Origin of the sequence: Pseudomonas taetrolens (assembly GCF_900475285.1) — a bacterium.
Classification (GTDB): Bacteria; Pseudomonadota; Gammaproteobacteria; order Pseudomonadales; family Pseudomonadaceae; genus Aquipseudomonas; species Aquipseudomonas taetrolens.
This window is the reverse complement of the sequence record NZ_LS483370.1, coordinates 223,386-241,606: the sequence shown is the minus strand read 5'-3', so window position 1 is coordinate 241,606 and position 18,221 is coordinate 223,386. Positions and strand designations below refer to the sequence as shown.

The window sequence follows — 18,221 nt, the reverse complement described above, 5'->3', positions numbered from 1 at the left end:
AGTTGTTAAATACAACCAGTTTGTCAAAGGCACCCCTCTGCCGTTTGATCCTTCCCGATCCATTTTCAGCACCCTGGTGAGTCATGGCCAAGCAGCAAATACTGGCTCAAAGCGAATGTCCGGTGGCCCGCACGCTTGAGGCGATCGGCGACCGCTGGATCTTGATGATCTTGCGCGAAGCGTTCGACGACGTTCGCCGCTTCAGCGAGTTCCAGAAACGTCTTGGCCTTGCCAAAAATATTCTGACCGTGAAACTCAAAATGTTGGTCGAACTGGGCGTGTTCGAAATCCAGCCGGCGTCCGATGGCAGCGCCTACAAGGAATACGTGTTGACCGAAATGGGACGCGCGGTGTTTCCCGTGGTCGTCAGCATGCGCCAATGGGGCGAGCGGTTTATGTTCAGTAAAGGCGAGAGTTTTTCGATATTGCTCGACAAAGAGCGGTCGGAGCCGGTTGAAACCATCACCGTGCGCTCCAAAGCGGGCAAGGTGTTGACCCCGGCAGACAGTTATAGGCGCGTCATCACGCGTGACGTGTGACCGCCTATTGTGGACACCTCGCGCTCAGGTGGCCCAGCGCCGGGCCTGAAAACCCGGTAGCCGCTGGTGCAGGCTGCGACTACCGGGTGTGCAGCGTTACACCGCCATCGGCGCGGTCATGGGAGCATGGTGCTGATAGCCTTCGAGGCTGAAGTCGCCCGGCTCGATCAGCCCCAGCCACTCCGGCTGGTAGACACCCGTCCTGGCGAACTCCGGAACGCGGTCCGAGATCACCAGTTTTGGCATCGGGAACGGCTCGCGGGTCAGCTGTTCGTTGAGCATGTCCAGGTGGTTCTCGTACACGTGAGCATCACCGATGAAATAGGTGAACCAGCGCGGCGTGTAGCCGGTCAGTCGGCCGATCAGGCTCAACAGCGCTGCGCCTTCGGTCAGGTTGAACGGCGTGCCCAGGCCCAGATCGTTGGAGCGAATGTAGAGCGTCAGGGAGATCTCCTTGGTCTCGACATTCGGGTGGAACTGGTACAGCAGGTGGCACGGCGGCAGAGCCATTTCGTCCAGCTGGGCGCAGTTCCAGCCATGGAACAAAATACGGCGGCTGCCCGGATCATTGATGATGGTGTCGACACACTGACGCACCTGGTCGATGGCCTTGTACAGCACCACGTAGGGCTGGCCGTCTTCCTCTCCTTCGGCAATCTGGCGATAACCCTGGCTCAGTGCCAGCTCGATGGCGGCCTGATTGCCGCGCCCAATCTGCTTGTAGGCAGGCCACTTGCGCCATTGCACGCCATAGATCTCGCCGAGATCGTCTTCGCCCTGACGGAACGGATTCGCCAGCCACTGTGCGTTTTCGTTGGCGTTCTGGTCCCACACCTTGCACCCCAGGGCGCGGAAGTCGGCAGCGCTGTTCACTGGACGCAAGAAGCCACACATTTCGCCGATCGCGGACTTGAATGCCATGCGTCGGGTGGTGATGGCCGGAAAGCCTTCTTTGAGGTCGTAGCGCAACATCGCCCCAGGCAGGCTGATGGTCTTCACGCCGGTGCGGTTGGCTTGCAAGGTGCCATTTTTGATGACGTTGGCAACGAGTTCGAGGTATTGCTTCATGGATTTCCTACCGTTTGAATGCAGGGCTTTATGAGCCCTGCAATTCGAATTTATGACGCAGCTTTTTGAGCCGCTGGATCACGATGGTAAGCCCACCAGATCAGTAACAGTCCGCCGGCGATCATCGGAATGCAAAGGATTTGCCCCATGGTGACCCAGCCAAACGCCAGATAGCCCAATTGAGCATCCGGCACCCGGACGAACTCGACGATAAAGCGGAAGATGCCGTAGAACAGGGCGAACATCCCGGAAACCGCCATGGTTGGACGCGGTTTACGCGAATACAGCCAAAGAATCAGGAACAATGCCACACCTTCCAGCGCAAACTGATACAGCTGCGACGGATGACGTGCCAATTGCTGCGGATCGGTCGGAAAAATCATCGCCCAAGGCACATCGGTGGCCTTGCCCCACAACTCGGCGTTGATGAAGTTGCCAATGCGCCCCGCGCCCAGGCCGATGGGCACCACAGGGGCGATAAAATCCATGATCTGGAAAAACGACTTGTTGTTGCGCTTGCCGAACCACCACGTGGCCAGCATCACGCCGATCAGGCCGCCGTGGAACGCCATGCCGCCTTTCCAGACTTCGAAAATCAACAACGGATTGGCGATGTAGGCGCTCAGGTCGTAAAACAGCACATAACCCAAACGGCCACCGACAATCACCCCCATCGCCACCCAGAACACCAGGTCAGACAGCTTTTCCTTGGTCCAGGTCGGGTCGAAACGGTTGAGACGACGGGACAGGATCAGCCAGGCTGCGCCAATGCCGATCAGGTACATCAAACCGTACCAATGGATTTTCAGCGGTCCGATGGCCAATGCCACCGGGTCAATCTGCGGGTAAGGCAGCATTGCGACTCCTCGTTAGATCAGGAAACTCAAGCCGACACAGAACAACAGTGCGGCAAACAGCCGTTTCAGCAGGCGTGGCGAGAGCTTGTGAGCCAAACGCGCACCGAAACGGGCGAAAAACATGCTGGTCAGGGCGATGCCCAGCAGCGCCGGCAAGTAAATAAACCCGAGACTATGCGCGGGCAAGTCCGGGTTGTGCCAGCCAATGATCATGAAACTTAATGCACCTGCCACCGCTATCGGCAATCCACAGGCCGCCGAGGTCGCCACAGCCTGCTGCATGGGCACACTGCGCCAGCTCAGGAACGGGACAGTCAGCGAACCGCCGCCGATCCCGAAAATGGCCGATGCCCAGCCAATCACACTGCCCGCCAGGGTCAAGCCCAGCTTGCCCGGAACCATTCGACTGGCCTTGGGCTGTAATCCGAAGGCCATTTGCACGGCAATCAGCACCGCGAACACCCCAATGATCTTTTGCAGGTGCGGCCCCGCGATGGCTTCAGCAGTCAGCGCACCGATGCCTGCACCGATCAAAATGCCCAGCGTCATCCAGATAAACAACGGCCAGCGCACGGCACCCTTGCGGTGGTGCTCACGAATCGAATTGATCGAAGTAAAGATAATCGTAGCCAATGACGTGCCGACGGCCAAATGCGTCAGCACCTCGGTATTGAAGCCCTGCAGGGTGAAACTGAACACCAGCACCGGCACGATGATAAGCCCGCCACCGACACCAAACAGCCCGGCGAGAACACCGGCAAAGCCTCCCAGCACCAGATAGAGCAGAAATTCCATAACGCCCCCTTCGATTTTGATCCGCATGGTAACGGAGCAAGGGCTTGGGCTCCACTCATGGCGCGACGGGCCAAGGCAATCTATAACTACAGGGGTTAAAAAATCATTAAGGACTGCCCATGTGCCTGATTGTCTTTGCTTGGCGCCCCGGTCACGCACAACCGCTGGTGGTTGCTGCCAACCGCGATGAATTTTATGCCCGCCCCGCCATGCCCTTGGCGCAGTGGGCCGAAGCGCCCCATGTGTATGCAGGGCGCGACATCGAAGCTGGCGGCACCTGGCTGGGCATTGGCGCCGATGGCCGCTTTGCGGCACTGACCAATATTCGCGAGCCCCATCGCCCGCCTTCACGGCGCTCCCGCGGCGAGCTGGTCTCTGAGTTTTTGATCGGAAACCAGTCAATTGGCGAGTACTTTGCCGACGTTGGTCGACGTTCGGTGGAATATGCCGGCTTCAACCTGTTGTTGGGCACCCGCGACCAACTCTGGCATTTCAACTCAAGGGAGTTGGCTGCGCAGCCGTTGAGTGCAGGTATTTATGGGCTGTCGAATGCCGGGCTGGATACCCCGTGGCCCAAGCTGCTGAAAGCCAAGGCAGCGTTGGCCGAAGTGCTGGGCGACCCGCAGCCGCAGTCCTTGTTGGCCTTGCTCAAAGATACGCAAACAGCGCCATTCAGCGAGTTGCCGGATACGGGCGTAGGGCTGGCAACCGAAAGTTTGTTGTCGAGCGTATTTATCACCAGCACCAGCTACGGCACCCGCGCCAGCACGGCATTGATCGTCAAGGCTGACGGTTCAAGGTTGATGGTGGAATACAGCTTCGGGCCACTGGGCGGGCGTTTGGGAGAAGTCAGAATCGAAGTTTGAAGCCCTCTCTGCAGAAGCGAGTACGCTCGCCTGCAGAGGGGCGTCTTTGTGGCTAATACGGCTTGATTGCCGCCGGATTCATCATCCGGGTCAGGCCCATGTTTTTCAGGGCCAGTTGCACGGTACTGCGAATCACCTGCGGGTTATCGATGGTCATGACTTCGGCCAGGATTTCCTTCGCACGGCTCAGGCTGACCTGGCGCAGCATCCATTTCACTTTTGGCAAGTTGGTGGCGTTCATCGACAGGCTGTCGAAACCCATGGCCATCAGCAGGATCGCCGCGGCCGGATCACCCGCCATTTCCCCGCAGATACTCGCAGGCTTGCCTTCGGCATGGGCATCGCGCACCACCGATTGCAGGGCTTGCAGCACGGCCGGGTGCAGGTAATCGTACAAATCGGCGACCCGCGGGTTGTTGCGATCGACGGCCAACAGGTATTGGGTCAAGTCGTTGGAACCCACAGACAGGAAGTCCACCTGGCGCGCCAGTTCCTTGGTCTGGTACACCGCTGCCGGAATTTCGATCATCACCCCGATCGGAGGCATCGGCACATCGGTTCCTTCGTCACGCACTTCACCCCAGGCGCGGTGCAGCAGGTGCAGCGCTTCTTCAAGTTCGTGGGTGCCGGAGATCATCGGCAGCAAAATACGCAGGTTGTTCAGGCCTTCACTGGCCTTGAGCATGGCCCGGGCCTGAACCAGAAAAATTTCGGGGTGGTCGAGGGTGACACGGATCCCGCGCCAGCCGAGGAACGGGTTGTCTTCTTTGATCGGGAAATACGACAGTGACTTGTCGCCGCCAATGTCCAGGCTGCGCATCGTCACCGGTTGCGGATGGAAGGCGGCGAGTTGCTCGCGATAAATCGCCAGCTGCTCCTTTTCGCTCGGAAAGCGCTGGTTGATCATGAACGGCACTTCAGTGCGGTACAGACCCACGCCTTCTGCGCCGCGCTGTTGCGCACGCGCTACATCAGCCAGCAGGCCGGTGTTGACCCACAACGGCATGCGATGCCCGTCAGGGGTGATGCACGGCAGCTCACGCAACGCATCAAGGCCCTGGGACAGCTGACGCTCTTCTTCGACGACTTCAGCGTACTGCTTGCGCAACACTTCGCTGGGGTTGGTGTAGACCTCGCCGTGATAACCGTCGACGATCATCTGAATGCCGTCGACCTTGGAGTACGGCAGGTCGACCAGGCCCATCACCGTCGGGATGCCCATTGCACGGGCCAGAATCGCCACGTGGGAGTTACCCGACCCCAATACCGACACCAGGCCCGCGAGCTTGCCTTCAGGCACCTCACCCAGCATGGTCGCCGTCAGCTCCTCGCTGATCAGAATGGTGTTGTCGGGATAGACCATGGTTTGCTGGCGATCATGCTGCAAATACGCCAGCAGACGCCGCCCGAGGTCGCGAACATCCGAGGCCCGCTCACGCAGGTAGGCATCGTCCATCAGCTCAAAACGATTGACGTGGTCCGTCACTACCTGCCGCAGCGCGCCCTGGGCCCACTGGCCGGTCTTGATGACATTTTTGACTTCGCTGCCCAGCGATGCGTCATCGAGCATCATCAGGTAGACATCGAACAGCGCCTGCTCTTCGGGCCGCAACTGGGACGCGAGCTTGGTCGACAGGGCACGCATGTCATTGCGCACGCCTTCGAGGGCCGTTTTGAACAGTTTCAGCTCGGCGGGAATGTCAGTGATGGTTTTATCGGGAACAACGTCCAGATCGGCCGGGGGCAACATGACCACCGCCGTACCCACCGCAGCACCAGGTGAACCGGGTACGCCGACGAACTTGGCCTCCTGGATGCCCTTGCCCTGACGCCCCAGGCCGCGAATCGAGCCCGTGGCTTCGGCGTGGGCGATAACCCCTGCCAACTGGGCGCTCATGGTCACCAGGAAGGCTTCTTCGCCCTCATCGAACTGACGGCGTTCCTTTTGCTGGATGACCAATACCCCGACCACACGGCGGTGGTGGATGATCGGCGCGCCGAGGAATGAGGCATAGCGCTCCTCACCGGTTTCGGCGAAGTAACGATAACGCGGGTGATCGGCGGCGTTTTCGAGGTTCAGAGGTTCTTCACGCGTGCCCACAAGGCCGACCAGGCCTTCGTTGGGCGCCATGCTGACTTTACCGATCGAGCGCTTGTTCAAGCCCTCGGTGGCCATCAGGACAAAACGGTTGGTCTCTGGATCAAGCAAATAGACCGAGCAGACCTGGCTGCTCATAGCCTCTTTGACGCGCAACACAATAATCCCCAACGCCGCCTTGAGATCCTTGGCGGCGTTAACTTCCTGGACGATCTTGCGCAGCGTATTGAGCATGGCTCGGGGTCGAACTCCGTGTCAGGCGCGCGTTAAAAGGCGCGGGGCAAGCTCTTTGAGAGCGCGACGATAGACCTCGCGCTTGAATGTCACCACCTGGCCCAACGGATACCAATAGCTGACCCAACGCCAGCCATCGAATTCCGGTTTACCGGTCAAATCCATCCGCACCCGCTGCTCGTTAGAGATCAGGCGCAGCAAAAACCACTTTTGCTTCTGGCCGATGCACAGCGGTTGACTGTGGGTACGGACCAGCCGTTGCGGCAAACGATAACGCAACCAGCCTCGCGTGCAGGCGAGTATTTCTACATCTTCGCGTTCAAGGCCAACTTCTTCGTTCAGCTCACGGTACAAGGCGTCTTCCGGCGTCTCATCAGGGTTGATACCGCCCTGTGGAAACTGCCACGCTTCTTGATTGATACGGCGAGCCCAAAGTACCTGACCAGCATCATTTGTCAGAATAATCCCGACATTAGGACGGAAACCATCGGGGTCGATCACGGCAACAACCTCGCAAACGCATGTCGCCGCATTGTTCCACAAAGGTTGTGAAAGCAGCAACGCGCCTTCCCGCCTTATGTGCACTCTTATGAAAAGACCGTATTCTTAGGGCCTTTTTTACAGACATTTCAGCAGGTAACTTCTATGCGTCTGGCTTTATTCGACTTGGACAACACCCTTCTGGGCGGCGACAGCGATCACGCATGGGGCGATTACCTGTGCCAGCGGGGCATTCTCGATGGCGACGCCTACAAGGCCCGCAACGATGCCTTTTACCAGGATTACCTGGCCGGAAAGCTGGACAACGCGGCGTATCTTAATTTCAGCATGGAAATCTTTGGCCTCCATGACATGGCTCAACTGGATCAATGGCACCGCGAATTCATGCGCGATTGCATCGAGCCCATCATGTTGCCCAAAGCACAGGCCTTGCTGACTCAGCACCGTGAAGCCGGCGACCTGCTGGTGATTATCACCGCCACCAACCGCGTAGTCACCGGCCCGATCGCTAAACGCCTGGGCGTGGAACACCTGATTGCCACGGAATGCGAAGTCGTCGACGGCCGCTATACCGGGCGCAGCACAGACATACCGTGCTTCCGTGAAGGCAAGGTGACACGCCTGAACCGCTGGCTCGAAGAAACCGGCTACAGCCTCGCTGACAGCTACTTCTACAGTGACTCAATGAACGATCTGCCGCTGCTGGAGCAAGTGACCCATGCGGTGGCGGTAGACCCTGACGAGAATCTGCGGGCCGAGGCCGTGAAGCGCGGCTGGCCGGTGATTTCACTGCGCGACTAAAGCCCCTGCCCCTCTCCAACCGGGGAGGGGCCGTTTGAAGTTACACCGGTTTGGCGCCCATCAGCCCGGCGATGGCGATAAAGCAAATGGCGCAAAAAACCACCAGCACCCAGGTAAAGCGCGGGTGCTTGGCCACACGTCCCAGCCGCTGCCGATTAAGACGCACCACCAGCCACAGCCAGCTCAGGCCGCCCAGCAGATACAAACTGCTGCCCGCCAGCAGCCACAACTGACTCAATGGCCAGCCCGCCAGATGCACCAAAAACCAGCCACTCACCGGCAGTACCAACAGACACAGCCCCATCAGAGCCCAGACAAATCCCCACGGACGCCGCACCACGCCGCCCGACAGGTCTTTATCACCGGCCCGCCAACGACGAACTACCCAGACAAGCAAAACGATGGCGCTGACAAACAGCAGCAGTGTCGACACGCCATGAACCAGCTTTAATGCTGCGAACGTTTCCATTTTATAAATTCCTTGCACCGTTCAAACAGCGTAGCGGCTATCAGCCAAGAAACAGCTGATAAGCCGGGTTATCGGTTTCATCCCAGTACGGGTAGCCAATTTCAGCCAGCGCCGCCGGCACCAGATGGCGCTCTTCAGCAGGCACCTGCAAGCCGGCCATCACACGACCGTCGGCCGCACCGTGGTTCCGGTAATGGAACATTGAAATATTCCAGCGTCCTCCCAGCTTGTTGAGGAAGTTGAACAGTGCGCCCGGGCGCTCAGGGAACTCGAAACGGAACAGCAGCTCATCGCTGACCTTCGCCGCGTGTCCACCGACCATATGCCGGATATGCAACTTGGCCAGTTCGTTCTCGGTCAGGTCAACCACCGGGAAGCCTTGTTCCGCCAGGCTGGCGAGCAGCGCGCGGCGCGGGTCATTCTCGGGATGGGTTTGCACACCGACAAAAATGTGGGCTTCGCTGCCGGTGTGGTAGCGATAGTTGAATTCAGTGATCTGACGCTTGCCGATGGCCTGGCAGAACGCCTTGAAGCTGCCCGCCTCTTCAGGGATGGTCACGGCGATGATCGCTTCACGGCCTTCACCCAGCTCGGCACGCTCGGCTACATGGCGCAAGCGATCGAAGTTGACGTTAGCCCCCGAGTCGATGGCCACCAGCGTCTGGCCACGCACACCGCGTTGCTCGACATACTTCTTGATCCCGGCCACACCCAGAGCGCCGGCCGGCTCAGTGATCGAACGCGTGTCGTCGAAAATATCCTTGATCGCCGCACAGATCTCGTCAGTGCTGACCGTGATGACTTCGTCCACGTAGTTTTTGCAGATATCAAAGGTGTGCTGGCCAATCTGTGCCACGGCCACACCGTCGGCAAAAATCCCCACGGTCGGCAACACCACCCGTTCGCCAGCAGCCATTGCGGCTTGCAGGCAGTTGGAGTCATCCGGTTCAACACCAATGACCTTGATGTCCGGGCGCAGGTATTTCACGTAGGCGGCAATCCCGGCGATCAGACCGCCACCGCCCACCGGGACGAAAATCGCATCGAGTGGTGCCGGGTGCTGGCGCAGAATTTCCATCGCGACCGTGCCCTGCCCGGCAATGGTGTGCGGGTCATCGTACGGGTGAACGTACACGTAGCCTTCTTTCTCGACCAGTTGCAGCGAGTAGGCCAGGGCTTCGGGGAACGTGTCGCCGTGCAGCACCACAATACCGCCGCGGGAACGTACGCCTTCGACCTTGATCTCGGGCGTGGTCTTGGGCATGACGATGGTGGCCTTGACCCCCAGCTTCTTGGCCGCCAGGGCCAGGCCCTGTGCATGGTTACCCGCCGATGCCGTGACGACACCGCAGGCCCGTTCGGCATCACTCAAGTGCATCAGTTTGTTGTAAGCGCCGCGAATCTTGAACGAGTACACCGGCTGCAGATCTTCGCGCTTGAGCAGAATCTGGTTGCCCAACCGCTGCGTGAGCTGATTGGCGGTTTGCAGAGGGGTTTCAACGGCTACGTCATAAACGCGCGAGGTGAGGATCTTCTTAACGTACTGTTCGAGCATCGGAAAGCTTCACTGGGCGGGTTGGCAGGGACCAAGGAGTCTACCCCAGCGTTTACGCGGGCGACCATACGAATCCAAAGGTTTTAGATGCTTGGGGTATACTTGCCGCCCTCTGATACCCTTCCCGCCCCGGAGCCCGCATGACCCAGGATCAACTCAAACAGGCCGTAGCCCAGGCTGCTGTCGACTTCATCCTTCCAAAGCTGGATGACAAGAGCATCGTCGGGGTCGGTACCGGCTCCACAGCCAACTGCTTCATCGACGCGCTGGCGCTGCACAAGGGCGCATTCGACGGCGCAGTGGCGAGCTCCGAAGCCACCGCTGCCCGTCTCAAGGGTCACGGTATTCCGGTGTATGAGCTGAACACCGTCAGCGACCTGGAGTTCTACGTGGATGGCGCCGATGAAAGCGACGAAAACCTGAACCTGATCAAAGGCGGTGGCGCAGCCCTGACCCGCGAGAAAATCGTCGCGGCGGTGGCCAAAACCTTTATCTGCATCGCCGACGGCAGCAAACTGGTGCCGGTGCTGGGTGCGTTTCCGCTGCCTGTTGAAGTGATCCCGATGGCCCGCAGCCACGTAGCCCGCGAGCTGGTGAAGCTGGGCGGCGACCCGGTTTACCGCGAAGGCGTGGTGACTGACAACGGCAACATCATCATCGACGTATTCAACATGCAGATCACCAACCCGGTTGAACTGGAGCGTCAAATCAACGCCATCGTCGGCGTCGTGACCAACGGCTTGTTCGCCGCACGCCCGGCTGACCTGCTGTTGCTGGGCACGGCTGAAGGCGTAAAAACCCTGACCAAGTAACCCGACGCTGAGCACTCGACCACGGCTACAAAAACCAGCCATAGCCGCGGTCGAGCAGCGCGAGGCCGCGTCCGGCTGCGCAGCAGTCGTAAACCCGGCCTCAGGTCAGGCCTTAGGGTTTTTTGAATACGTAAAACAGATTCGGCTCACTCACCACGTAAACCGCTCCCTCATCGTCCATCGCGATGCCTTCCGCTTGCGGCACTGACTTCGTCAAGCCGTGCCGGCCTTTTTTCAGCGACAGCGTGCTGATGGGGCGCCCTTCTACATCCAGTTCCAGCAGTAACTTCGACTCATCCGACAGCGCCAGCAAATGACCGCTGCGCTCGTCGAACTGCAAACTCGACAAATCGCGTACAAACAATCGGGCATCGCGCCGGGGGTTGGTCACCACATGGGTGGCGTAAGGCTCTTGCGGGTTATCGTGGGGGAAGCCGCGCACTTCGTAAATCAGCATCGGATCGCGCTCTTTGGCCACAAACAGGCGTTTGCCGGCCGAATCATAGGCCAGACCTTCAAAGCCTTTGTTACCCGCCAAATTGAGCCCCAGCGTCAGTTGCTCGGCATCAACCGCATCGAGAAACCGCGTGCTGTCATCAACCCGCACTTTAATCAGCCGCTGCTGGCGTTCATCGGTGATCACATAGGTGTTCTCACCAATGAACTCCACCGCTTCAGCATCACCAAACCCGACCAACGGAATACGCCGCAGAATTTTCCCGTCGAGGGACAGTTCGATCAGCTCGGCTTTTTTATTGGTGACGGTAAACAGGCTTTTGCGCAGCGGGTCGTAGGTCAGCGCCGACACATCGTCTTCCAGACCCTCAATGGCGCGACCCTGCACCACGACCTGATATTCGCCGAGGTTGATCGCTGCCGGGTCGATGGATTGCCATTGCTGGTTGATGTTGAACCACGTCCGCTCGAAGAAGCGGTAGTGCTGGGCCGCCATTCCTGCAGCGACCAAGGCCGCAAGAATCACGCAAACAAGAAAAACGGTGAGGCGACTGACACGGTGCATGGGACGGACTCTCTACAGATCAGGCAAATGAAATACCACGACTGCATGAATTCAAACTTAATCTGCCATGCACCTGGGTGCCCGCAACTACCTCAACACTAGCTGACGCATTACTTGGCGGCCTTCTCGAAGCGATAAAACAGGTTGGGCTCGCTCACCATGTAGAGCGTGCCGTGTTCGTCAGTTGCCACCCCCTCAGCACGCGGGATGGTGTTTTTAAGACCATTGAAGCCTCGCAACAACGTCATGAAGCTCACTTGTTCGCCCAATTCATCGAGTTCGAGAAGCATGTGCGAATCTGCCGACAGCACCAGCGTATGCCCGGTACGCGGATCAATACTCAAGGCCGACAGGTTTCTCAGGTCCAGCTCATCGCTGGATAATTTTTGCTTGTTGCCGGTGAGGGTCTGGCTGCCATTGCTTTTCCACACATACAAGGCGGGTGGACGCTCCTCTCCCAGCAGTAATTGCTGGCGACGCGGATCCCAGGCAATGGCTTCAAAGGCTTTGTTCTGGTCCTTGGAAACGCCCAGGTCGTAACTCGGAAAGTCAGCCATGTTCAGGTTTTGAGTCTCGGCATCGACTTTCACCACGGTCAGCATGTGATCACGCTCATCGACAATGGCCAGCAGGCCATTCTCCATCACGGTCACGCCTTCCGGATTGCTCCAGCCCTGGAGTGGAATCTTGCGCAGCACGTCACCCTCGAGTGACAACTCAACCAGAAACGGATTTTTGCCCATCACTGAAAATAGCGTTTTGGTGGCGGGGTTGTAAGCAAGGTCCGAGGCTTCGTCATCTTCCAGGCCCGGCAACGGCTTGGCATCAATGACTGCCGTGTAGTCGGGCAACCAAACGCTTTCACTCTGTTCTGTCGGGCTCTCGAAGCCCTCCAGCACCCATAACACGCCCCGGTCATCCCAATGCATGACGGAAGCTATCCCATAAAACACTGCACCCAGCAGCAACAGCCAGTAATACCAGCGCAGGTTAAAACGGGAAACTCGGCGTACGGGGGGCGTTTGAGGCGTGGTGGCCATTTGAGTGCTCTTCCAGAAAATTCGGCTACGTCTAAATATCACAAAGCAGGCAAAACCGATTGCCTCGTCTGGACTTATTATCCTGATCGTGTGTGAAAGAAATGGGAAAAACGTCAATGACCGGTCCGGACTTGTGTCACACAAACGGTGCAAAAGCACTCCCCCGTCAGCGTCAAAGGAAGCCTGTTGAACGACGCTATGAAGCACACTCCGAAAGCATATAAACATGGGTAGGAAAGTTCTTTTATTATTAACAGCGCTGCCAGCATTAAAGAAAAAATCAATTATAACGCTCGCCCACGACTTAAACATTGCCCACTCACTCCCACACTTCAACGACCCCATAGACATTTAAGTTCCAAGCGAACACTCTACACTCTTCTTCGCGACACAATTAAAGCCTTATGCCAGTAGGAGCATTCCGAATAAGTTGAAGGTGCCTATATTCTTCCCCTTGTGCCTTGACACTCATGCGTCGAGCCTCTTATCTAATAAGTAACCAGCCGGCCCAGCCCGTACCTGAAGTACCCGCTCAATACTCCATCACAGTGCCCATGGCTCCTAGCAAGGATCTTCAAGCCATGCCGGCACCCGTACGGCCTGTACCGATGTGTTTCGTCACCCATTACACGTTAGAAAGGAAACTTGCCCATGCCCTTCACCTCACACGCTGACAAGTTGGCAGCGCCGACACTTTATGAAACCAGCAAACATACTATTTGCGCCCGTACCGCCGAGCACTTACTTGTCACAATAGCGCCTTATTCAAATATGGAAGAGAACGATCTTATCGAATTATTCTGGGACGGCTGCTATGTAACCTCGCGCCAACTATGCAAGACCGACATTGGAAAATCTGTATCACTCAGGGTACCCGAAAGTTTCATCCAGAATGGAACCGCGCGCCTCTACTATCGAGTCATGCATATTGGCAGCAGCCCCGTACTTTCAGCACAACTCAAAGTCCTGATCAAGCTTGACTGCCCAGGCGGAGACGCCATCGGCGAGGAAAACCAGGGGCTCGCCCCGCTGATGATCCCGGAGCCGATACAGCGTTACGGGGTTAACCCCAGCCAGATGAAACGCGGCGTCCCGGTGAGCATCGAGCCCTATCGCAACATGGCCAGTGAAGATGCGATCACCTTGCTGTGGGGGGACGTGCGCATGGATCTGCCCAAACTGCGCAAGGCAGACATCAACAAACCCGTCAGCGTGTTCGTCCCGCCCGAAATCATTCAAGAGGCCGGTGAAGACCCCAAACTGGAAGTCACCTACTGCGTGATTGATCACGTGGGCAACAACTCCCGCTGGGCACCCGCACGCACCCTCAGGGTGGGTGCCCACAAGCTCTACTTGAACTCCGCCCCCCGCGAAGTGCTGCACGCTGCCGAGCCTCGCCCCAACTGGCGCAACTGATCGATACAGGGTCAAATAATCATCTATTCTTATTCCTAAAAGTTAGTTCTTTTAATTTTTATACTCGATTAGGGTATATGAACCGGACCACCGGACTCTCTGGTTTTTATTCGCGCCGCTCATGCGGCGCTCTAATGATGAGATGCGAGGTAGGTATGGTCAGGAACACAATTACCCTTGTGCAGATCGCCAGGGCATTGCGTGCAGCCAAGGAGCAGCACTGATGTCCAATTTGGCGAACGCACACCTGCAAAGCGACCTGGATGTCGCCCCACCGTTGCTCGACGCGCATATCCTGCGCACCGACACCGAAGCCCTTGAAGCCGCCCGCACCCTGGCTGCCAGCGCACGTGAGCACGCCGCCAGGCGCGACCAGCAGCGAAGCCTGCCGTGGTCGCAGGTCGAGGCGTTTACCCGCAGCGGCCTGGGCAGCATTTCCATTCCACGCGAATTTGGCGGGCCTCAGGTGTCATTCGTGACCCTGGCTGAAGTGTTCGCGACCATCTCGGCGGCCGACCCAGCGCTGGGGCAGATCCCGCAAAATCAGGTGGGTATCCTGCACCTGATTTTGAATACCGCAACTCAGGCGCAAAAAGAACAACTGTTCAGCAGCGTGTTGCAAGGTTGGCGCATCGGCAATGCAGGGCCTGAACGCGGCAGCAAAAATACCCTCGATTTAAAAGCACGTATCTCCGCTGAAGGCGATGAGTTCGTTATCAACGGCCAAAAGTTCTACTCCACAGGTGCATTGTTCGCCCACTGGATTGCCGTCAAGGCGCTTAACGAAGACGGCAAGCAAGTGATCGCCTTTGTACGTCGTGGTACACCCGGCCTGCGCGTCGTCGATGACTGGTCAGGCTTTGGCCAGCGCACCACCGCCAGCGGTACCGTGTTGCTCAATAACGTACCGGTTGAAGCCCAATGGGTAGTGGAGAACTGGCGCCTCAACGAGACCCCGAATATTCAAGGCGCCGTGTCACAACTGATCCAGGCCGCCATCGATGTGGGCATCGCCCGCGGCGCGATCACCGACACCATCAGCTTTGTACGCGAGCGCTCCCGCCCCTGGGTGGACGCCAAGGTCGACCGCAATAGCCATGACCCGTATGTGATCGCCGATATCGGCAAACTGAAAGTCGAACTGCACGCCGCCGAAGCGTTGCTGCGCAAGGCCGGACGGGTACTGGACGAAGTCAGCGCCGCACCGATTGATGCGCAGGCCGCCGCCCGGGCGTCGATTGCAGTGGCCGAAGCCAAAGTGCTGAGCACCGAAGTCTCACTGCTGGCCAGCGAAAAGCTCTTCGAACTGGCCGGCAGCCGCGCCACTCTCGCCGAATTCAACCTCGACCGGCACTGGCGCAACGCACGGGTTCATACCCTGCACGACCCGGTGCGCTGGAAGTACCACGCCATTGGTGCGTATCGCCTCAAGGGCACATTGCCTGCACGGCATTCCTGGATCTGACCCGGAGACACCCATGTCACTGATATCCAAACAGGTCCCGGTATTGCGCAGCGATGCCGAGGCCTTGAGCGTAGCGCGTGAACTCGCCGCCCATTTCAAACGCGACAGCGCCCTGCGCGACCGTGAACGCCGCCTGCCCCATGACGAACTCGAACTGTTTTCCCACACGGGCCTGTGGGGCATTACTGTGCCCCAGACTTACGGCGGTGCCGGTGTCTCCAACGTCACCCTGGCACAAGTGGTCGCGCTGATTGCAGCAGCAGACGGCTCGCTGGGGCAAATTCCGCAAAACCATTTCTACGCACTTGAAGTACTGCGGGTAAACGGCAGCCCCCAGCAACAGGCGCGGCTGTATGCCGAAGTCCTGGCCGGTCAGCGCTTTGGCAATGCCCTGGCTGAAATCGGCACAAAAACCGCCCACGACCGCACCACGCATCTGGCCAAGGCCGAGCACGGCTATCGCATTACCGGCCGCAAGTTTTATGCAACCGGCGCACTTTACGCCCAGCGCATTCCGACTTCCGTGGTGGATGACGACGGCATTCAGCAACTGGCGTTTGTGCCTCGCGACAGCGACGGGCTAAAGGTTATCGATGACTGGAGCGGTTTTGGTCAACGCACCACTGGCAGCGGCTCGGTCATCTTCGACAACGTCTTTGTCGGCGCAGAAGACGTGATCCCGTTTCAAAGTGCCTTCGAGCGCCCGACACCCGTGGGGCCGCTGGCGCAGATTCTGCACGCCGCCATAGATACCGGCATCGCCCGAGCGGCCTTTGAAGAGGCCTTGCACTTTGTACGCACCAAAACCCGCCCATGGATCGACGCTACAAGTGATGTGGCCAGTGAAGATCCCCTGACCCTCAAAAGCTTCGGCCAGCTCAGCGCCCGCTTGCATGCGGCCGAAGCCTTGCTGGACCGCGCCGGCGAATTTCTCGACCAGGCCCAGATCGACACCAACGCCACGACCGTAGCTGCCGCTTCGATTGCCGTCGCGCAAGCCCGCGCCATCAGCACCGAGGTCTCACTGGCCGCTGGCAGCACCCTGTTTGAACTGGCCGGCAGCCAGGCCACCCTGGCCGAACACGGCCTTGATCGGCACTGGCGCAATGCCCGGGTCCATACGTTGCACGACCCGGTGCGCTGGAAGTACCACGCCATCGGCAATTACTACCTCAACGATGAAAACCCGCCACTGCGGGGCACCATCTGATGAGTAAAAAGAAAATCCTGTTCAATGCCTTCAACATGAACTGCATTGGCCATATCAATCACGGCCTGTGGACACATCCGCGGGACACGTCTACCCGCTTCAACACTCTGGAGTACTGGACCGAACTGGCACAGCTGCTGGAACGCGGGCTGTTTGACGGATTGTTTATCGCCGACATCGTGGGCGTGTACGACGTGTACCAGCAGTCGGTCGACGTACCGCTCAAAGAGTCGATCCAATTGCCGGTCAATGACCCGCTGCTGCTCGTATCCGCCATGGCCGCCGTCACCAAAAACCTTGGCTTTGGTTTAACTGCGAACCTGACCTACGAACCGCCGTATCTGTTCGCACGTCGCATGTCGACGCTTGATCACCTGACCCGTGGACGCGTGGGCTGGAACATTGTCACGGGCTACCTCGACAGCGCTGCCAAGGCCATGGGCCTGACCGAGCAGGTCGAACATGACCGCCGTTATGACCAGGCCGACGAATACCTCGAGGTGCTCTACAAACTGTGGGAGGGCAGTTGGGAAAACGATGCGGTCATCAATGACCCGGCACAACGCATCTACGCCCGCCCAGAAAAAGTGCACAAGGTGAAACACGCCGGCGAGTTTTATCAGGTCGAGGGTTACCACCTCTGCGAACCGTCACCACAACGCACGCCCGTGCTGTTCCAGGCCGGCAGCTCGGATCGCGGGCTGGTGTTTGCCGGGCGCCATGCCGAGTGCGTGTTTATCAGCGGGCAAACCAAGGCCGCCACCAAACGCCAGGTCGACAAAGTACGCGCCAGCGCCCTGGCGGCAGGGCGCAACGCGGATGACATCAAACTGTTCATGGGCCTCAACGTCATCGTTGCGCCGACAGAAGCCCAGGCACTTGCCAAGCGCGATGACTACTTGAGCCATGCCAGTGCCGAGGCCGGAGTAGCGCATTTCGCCAGTTCCACCGGCATCGATTTTGCTGACTATGAACTGGATGAACCCATCCAGTACGTGAAGAGCAACGCCATTCAGTCGGCAACCAATGTGTTGCAGAACAACGACTGGACCCGACGCAAGCTGCTCGAACAACACGCCCTTGGCGGGCGTTACATGACGCTGGTGGGCTCGCCAGCACAGGTCGCCGATGAGCTGGAGTCATGGATCGAAGAGACCGGCCTCGATGGTTTCAACCTGACGCGAATTGTCACCCCCGAAAGCTATGTCGACTTTATCGATCTGGTCATCCCGGAATTGCAGCGCCGGGGCTCCTACAAAACGGCGTATGACAACGGCAGCCTGCGACAAAAACTGTTTACCGATGGCAGTGCGCACCTGCCCGATCGACATACCGGCGCTGCCTTTAGGCACACAACATAACCCGCAGGAGCGAGCTTGCTCGCGATGGCATCACTGCGGTCTGCCTGACGCACCGCGTTACCGGGATCGTGAGCACGCTCGCTCCTGCAAAGTTCGAACTCTGACTCGTTGAC

17 protein-coding genes are annotated in these 18,221 nt (G+C 58.4%); 8 read left to right on the top strand and 9 right to left on the bottom strand.

Going from position 1 to position 18,221, the window contains the following annotated elements; translation table 11 throughout:
• Positions 1-83 precede the first annotated feature (83 nt).
• On the top strand, positions 84-539 hold the full coding sequence (locus DQN55_RS01195) for a winged helix-turn-helix transcriptional regulator (protein WP_048381113.1): 456 nt from the start codon (positions 84-86) through the stop codon (positions 537-539).
• A gap of 96 nt (positions 540-635) precedes the next feature.
• Here the strand turns inward: DQN55_RS01195 and DQN55_RS01190 are convergent, their stop codons facing one another.
• From DQN55_RS01190 to DQN55_RS01180, 3 genes are read right to left on the bottom strand one after another with little or no spacing between them, the layout of a single operon-like run.
• Positions 636-1,607, bottom strand: a complete 972-nt coding sequence (locus tag DQN55_RS01190; protein ID WP_048381115.1) for a thymidylate synthase — start codon at positions 1,605-1,607, stop codon at positions 636-638.
• Positions 1,608-1,657: 50 nt separating this feature from the next.
• The gene (gene lgt / locus DQN55_RS01185) at positions 1,658-2,464 is read right to left on the bottom strand and encodes a prolipoprotein diacylglyceryl transferase (RefSeq protein WP_048381117.1); all 807 of its coding nucleotides are present in this window, start codon (positions 2,462-2,464) and stop codon (positions 1,658-1,660) included.
• Positions 2,465-2,476: 12 nt separating this feature from the next.
• Positions 2,477-3,259 carry a sulfite exporter TauE/SafE family protein gene (locus DQN55_RS01180; protein WP_048381703.1) on the bottom strand — a complete coding sequence of 261 codons (783 nt, stop codon included), beginning with the start codon at positions 3,257-3,259 and terminating at the stop codon, positions 2,477-2,479.
• A 119-nt stretch (positions 3,260-3,378) separates the two neighbouring features.
• On the opposite strand from DQN55_RS01180, the gene DQN55_RS01175 reads away from it, so the two are divergent.
• Entirely contained in the window at positions 3,379-4,125 is a 747-nt protein-coding gene (locus DQN55_RS01175; RefSeq protein WP_048381121.1) for an NRDE family protein, read from the top strand.
• A gap of 52 nt (positions 4,126-4,177) precedes the next feature.
• On the opposite strand, the gene ptsP is transcribed toward DQN55_RS01175, so the two are convergent.
• Entirely contained in the window at positions 4,178-6,457 is a 2,280-nt protein-coding gene (ptsP, locus tag DQN55_RS01170; protein ID WP_048381123.1) for a phosphoenolpyruvate--protein phosphotransferase, read from the bottom strand.
• 21 nt (positions 6,458-6,478) lie between these two features.
• On the bottom strand, positions 6,479-6,958 hold the full coding sequence (locus DQN55_RS01165) for an RNA pyrophosphohydrolase (RefSeq protein ID WP_048381705.1): 480 nt from the start codon (positions 6,956-6,958) through the stop codon (positions 6,479-6,481).
• A 144-nt stretch (positions 6,959-7,102) separates the two neighbouring features.
• Here DQN55_RS01165 and DQN55_RS01160 point away from each other — a divergent pair, with 144 nt between their 5' ends.
• A complete protein-coding gene (locus tag DQN55_RS01160) occupies positions 7,103-7,759 on the top strand; it encodes a histidinol-phosphatase (RefSeq protein ID WP_048381125.1) in 657 nt (218 codons plus the stop codon).
• A 40-nt stretch (positions 7,760-7,799) separates the two neighbouring features.
• On the opposite strand, the gene DQN55_RS01155 is transcribed toward DQN55_RS01160, so the two are convergent.
• On the bottom strand, positions 7,800-8,228 hold the full coding sequence (locus tag DQN55_RS01155) for a DUF2269 family protein (RefSeq protein ID WP_048381127.1): 429 nt from the start codon (positions 8,226-8,228) through the stop codon (positions 7,800-7,802).
• Positions 8,229-8,268: 40 nt separating this feature from the next.
• Entirely contained in the window at positions 8,269-9,783 is a 1,515-nt protein-coding gene (gene ilvA, locus DQN55_RS01150; protein ID WP_048381129.1) for a threonine ammonia-lyase, biosynthetic, read from the bottom strand.
• A 140-nt stretch (positions 9,784-9,923) separates the two neighbouring features.
• Here ilvA and rpiA point away from each other — a divergent pair, with 140 nt between their 5' ends.
• Positions 9,924-10,595 (top strand): ribose-5-phosphate isomerase RpiA, encoded by a 672-nt coding sequence (gene rpiA / locus DQN55_RS01145; RefSeq protein ID WP_048381131.1) that lies wholly within the window; start codon positions 9,924-9,926, stop codon positions 10,593-10,595.
• 112 nt (positions 10,596-10,707) lie between these two features.
• Here the strand turns inward: rpiA and DQN55_RS01140 are convergent, their stop codons facing one another.
• Positions 10,708-11,616: an SdiA-regulated domain-containing protein gene (locus tag DQN55_RS01140; RefSeq protein WP_048381133.1), complete on the bottom strand. Its 909-nt coding sequence runs from the start codon at positions 11,614-11,616 to the stop codon at positions 10,708-10,710.
• Between the two features lie 110 nt (positions 11,617-11,726).
• Positions 11,727-12,656: an SdiA-regulated domain-containing protein gene (locus tag DQN55_RS01135; RefSeq protein ID WP_048381135.1), complete on the bottom strand. Its 930-nt coding sequence runs from the start codon at positions 12,654-12,656 to the stop codon at positions 11,727-11,729.
• Between the two features lie 651 nt (positions 12,657-13,307).
• Here DQN55_RS01135 and DQN55_RS01130 point away from each other — a divergent pair.
• The 4 genes from DQN55_RS01130 (at position 13,308) to DQN55_RS01115 (ending at position 18,108) form a co-directional block, all read left to right on the top strand.
• A complete protein-coding gene (locus DQN55_RS01130) occupies positions 13,308-14,072 on the top strand; it encodes a hypothetical protein (RefSeq protein ID WP_048381137.1) in 765 nt (254 codons plus the stop codon).
• A gap of 223 nt (positions 14,073-14,295) precedes the next feature.
• On the top strand, positions 14,296-15,537 hold the full coding sequence (locus DQN55_RS01125) for an SfnB family sulfur acquisition oxidoreductase (protein ID WP_048381139.1): 1,242 nt from the start codon (positions 14,296-14,298) through the stop codon (positions 15,535-15,537).
• 13 nt (positions 15,538-15,550) lie between these two features.
• Positions 15,551-16,747 carry an SfnB family sulfur acquisition oxidoreductase gene (locus DQN55_RS01120; RefSeq protein ID WP_048381141.1) on the top strand — a complete coding sequence of 399 codons (1,197 nt, stop codon included), beginning with the start codon at positions 15,551-15,553 and terminating at the stop codon, positions 16,745-16,747.
• Complete coding sequence (locus DQN55_RS01115) at positions 16,747-18,108, top strand: LLM class flavin-dependent oxidoreductase (RefSeq protein ID WP_048381143.1); 1,362 nt, start codon at positions 16,747-16,749, stop codon at positions 18,106-18,108. The genes DQN55_RS01120 and DQN55_RS01115 overlap by 1 nt, the downstream gene beginning before the upstream one ends.
• Positions 18,109-18,221: the final 113 nt, after the last annotated feature.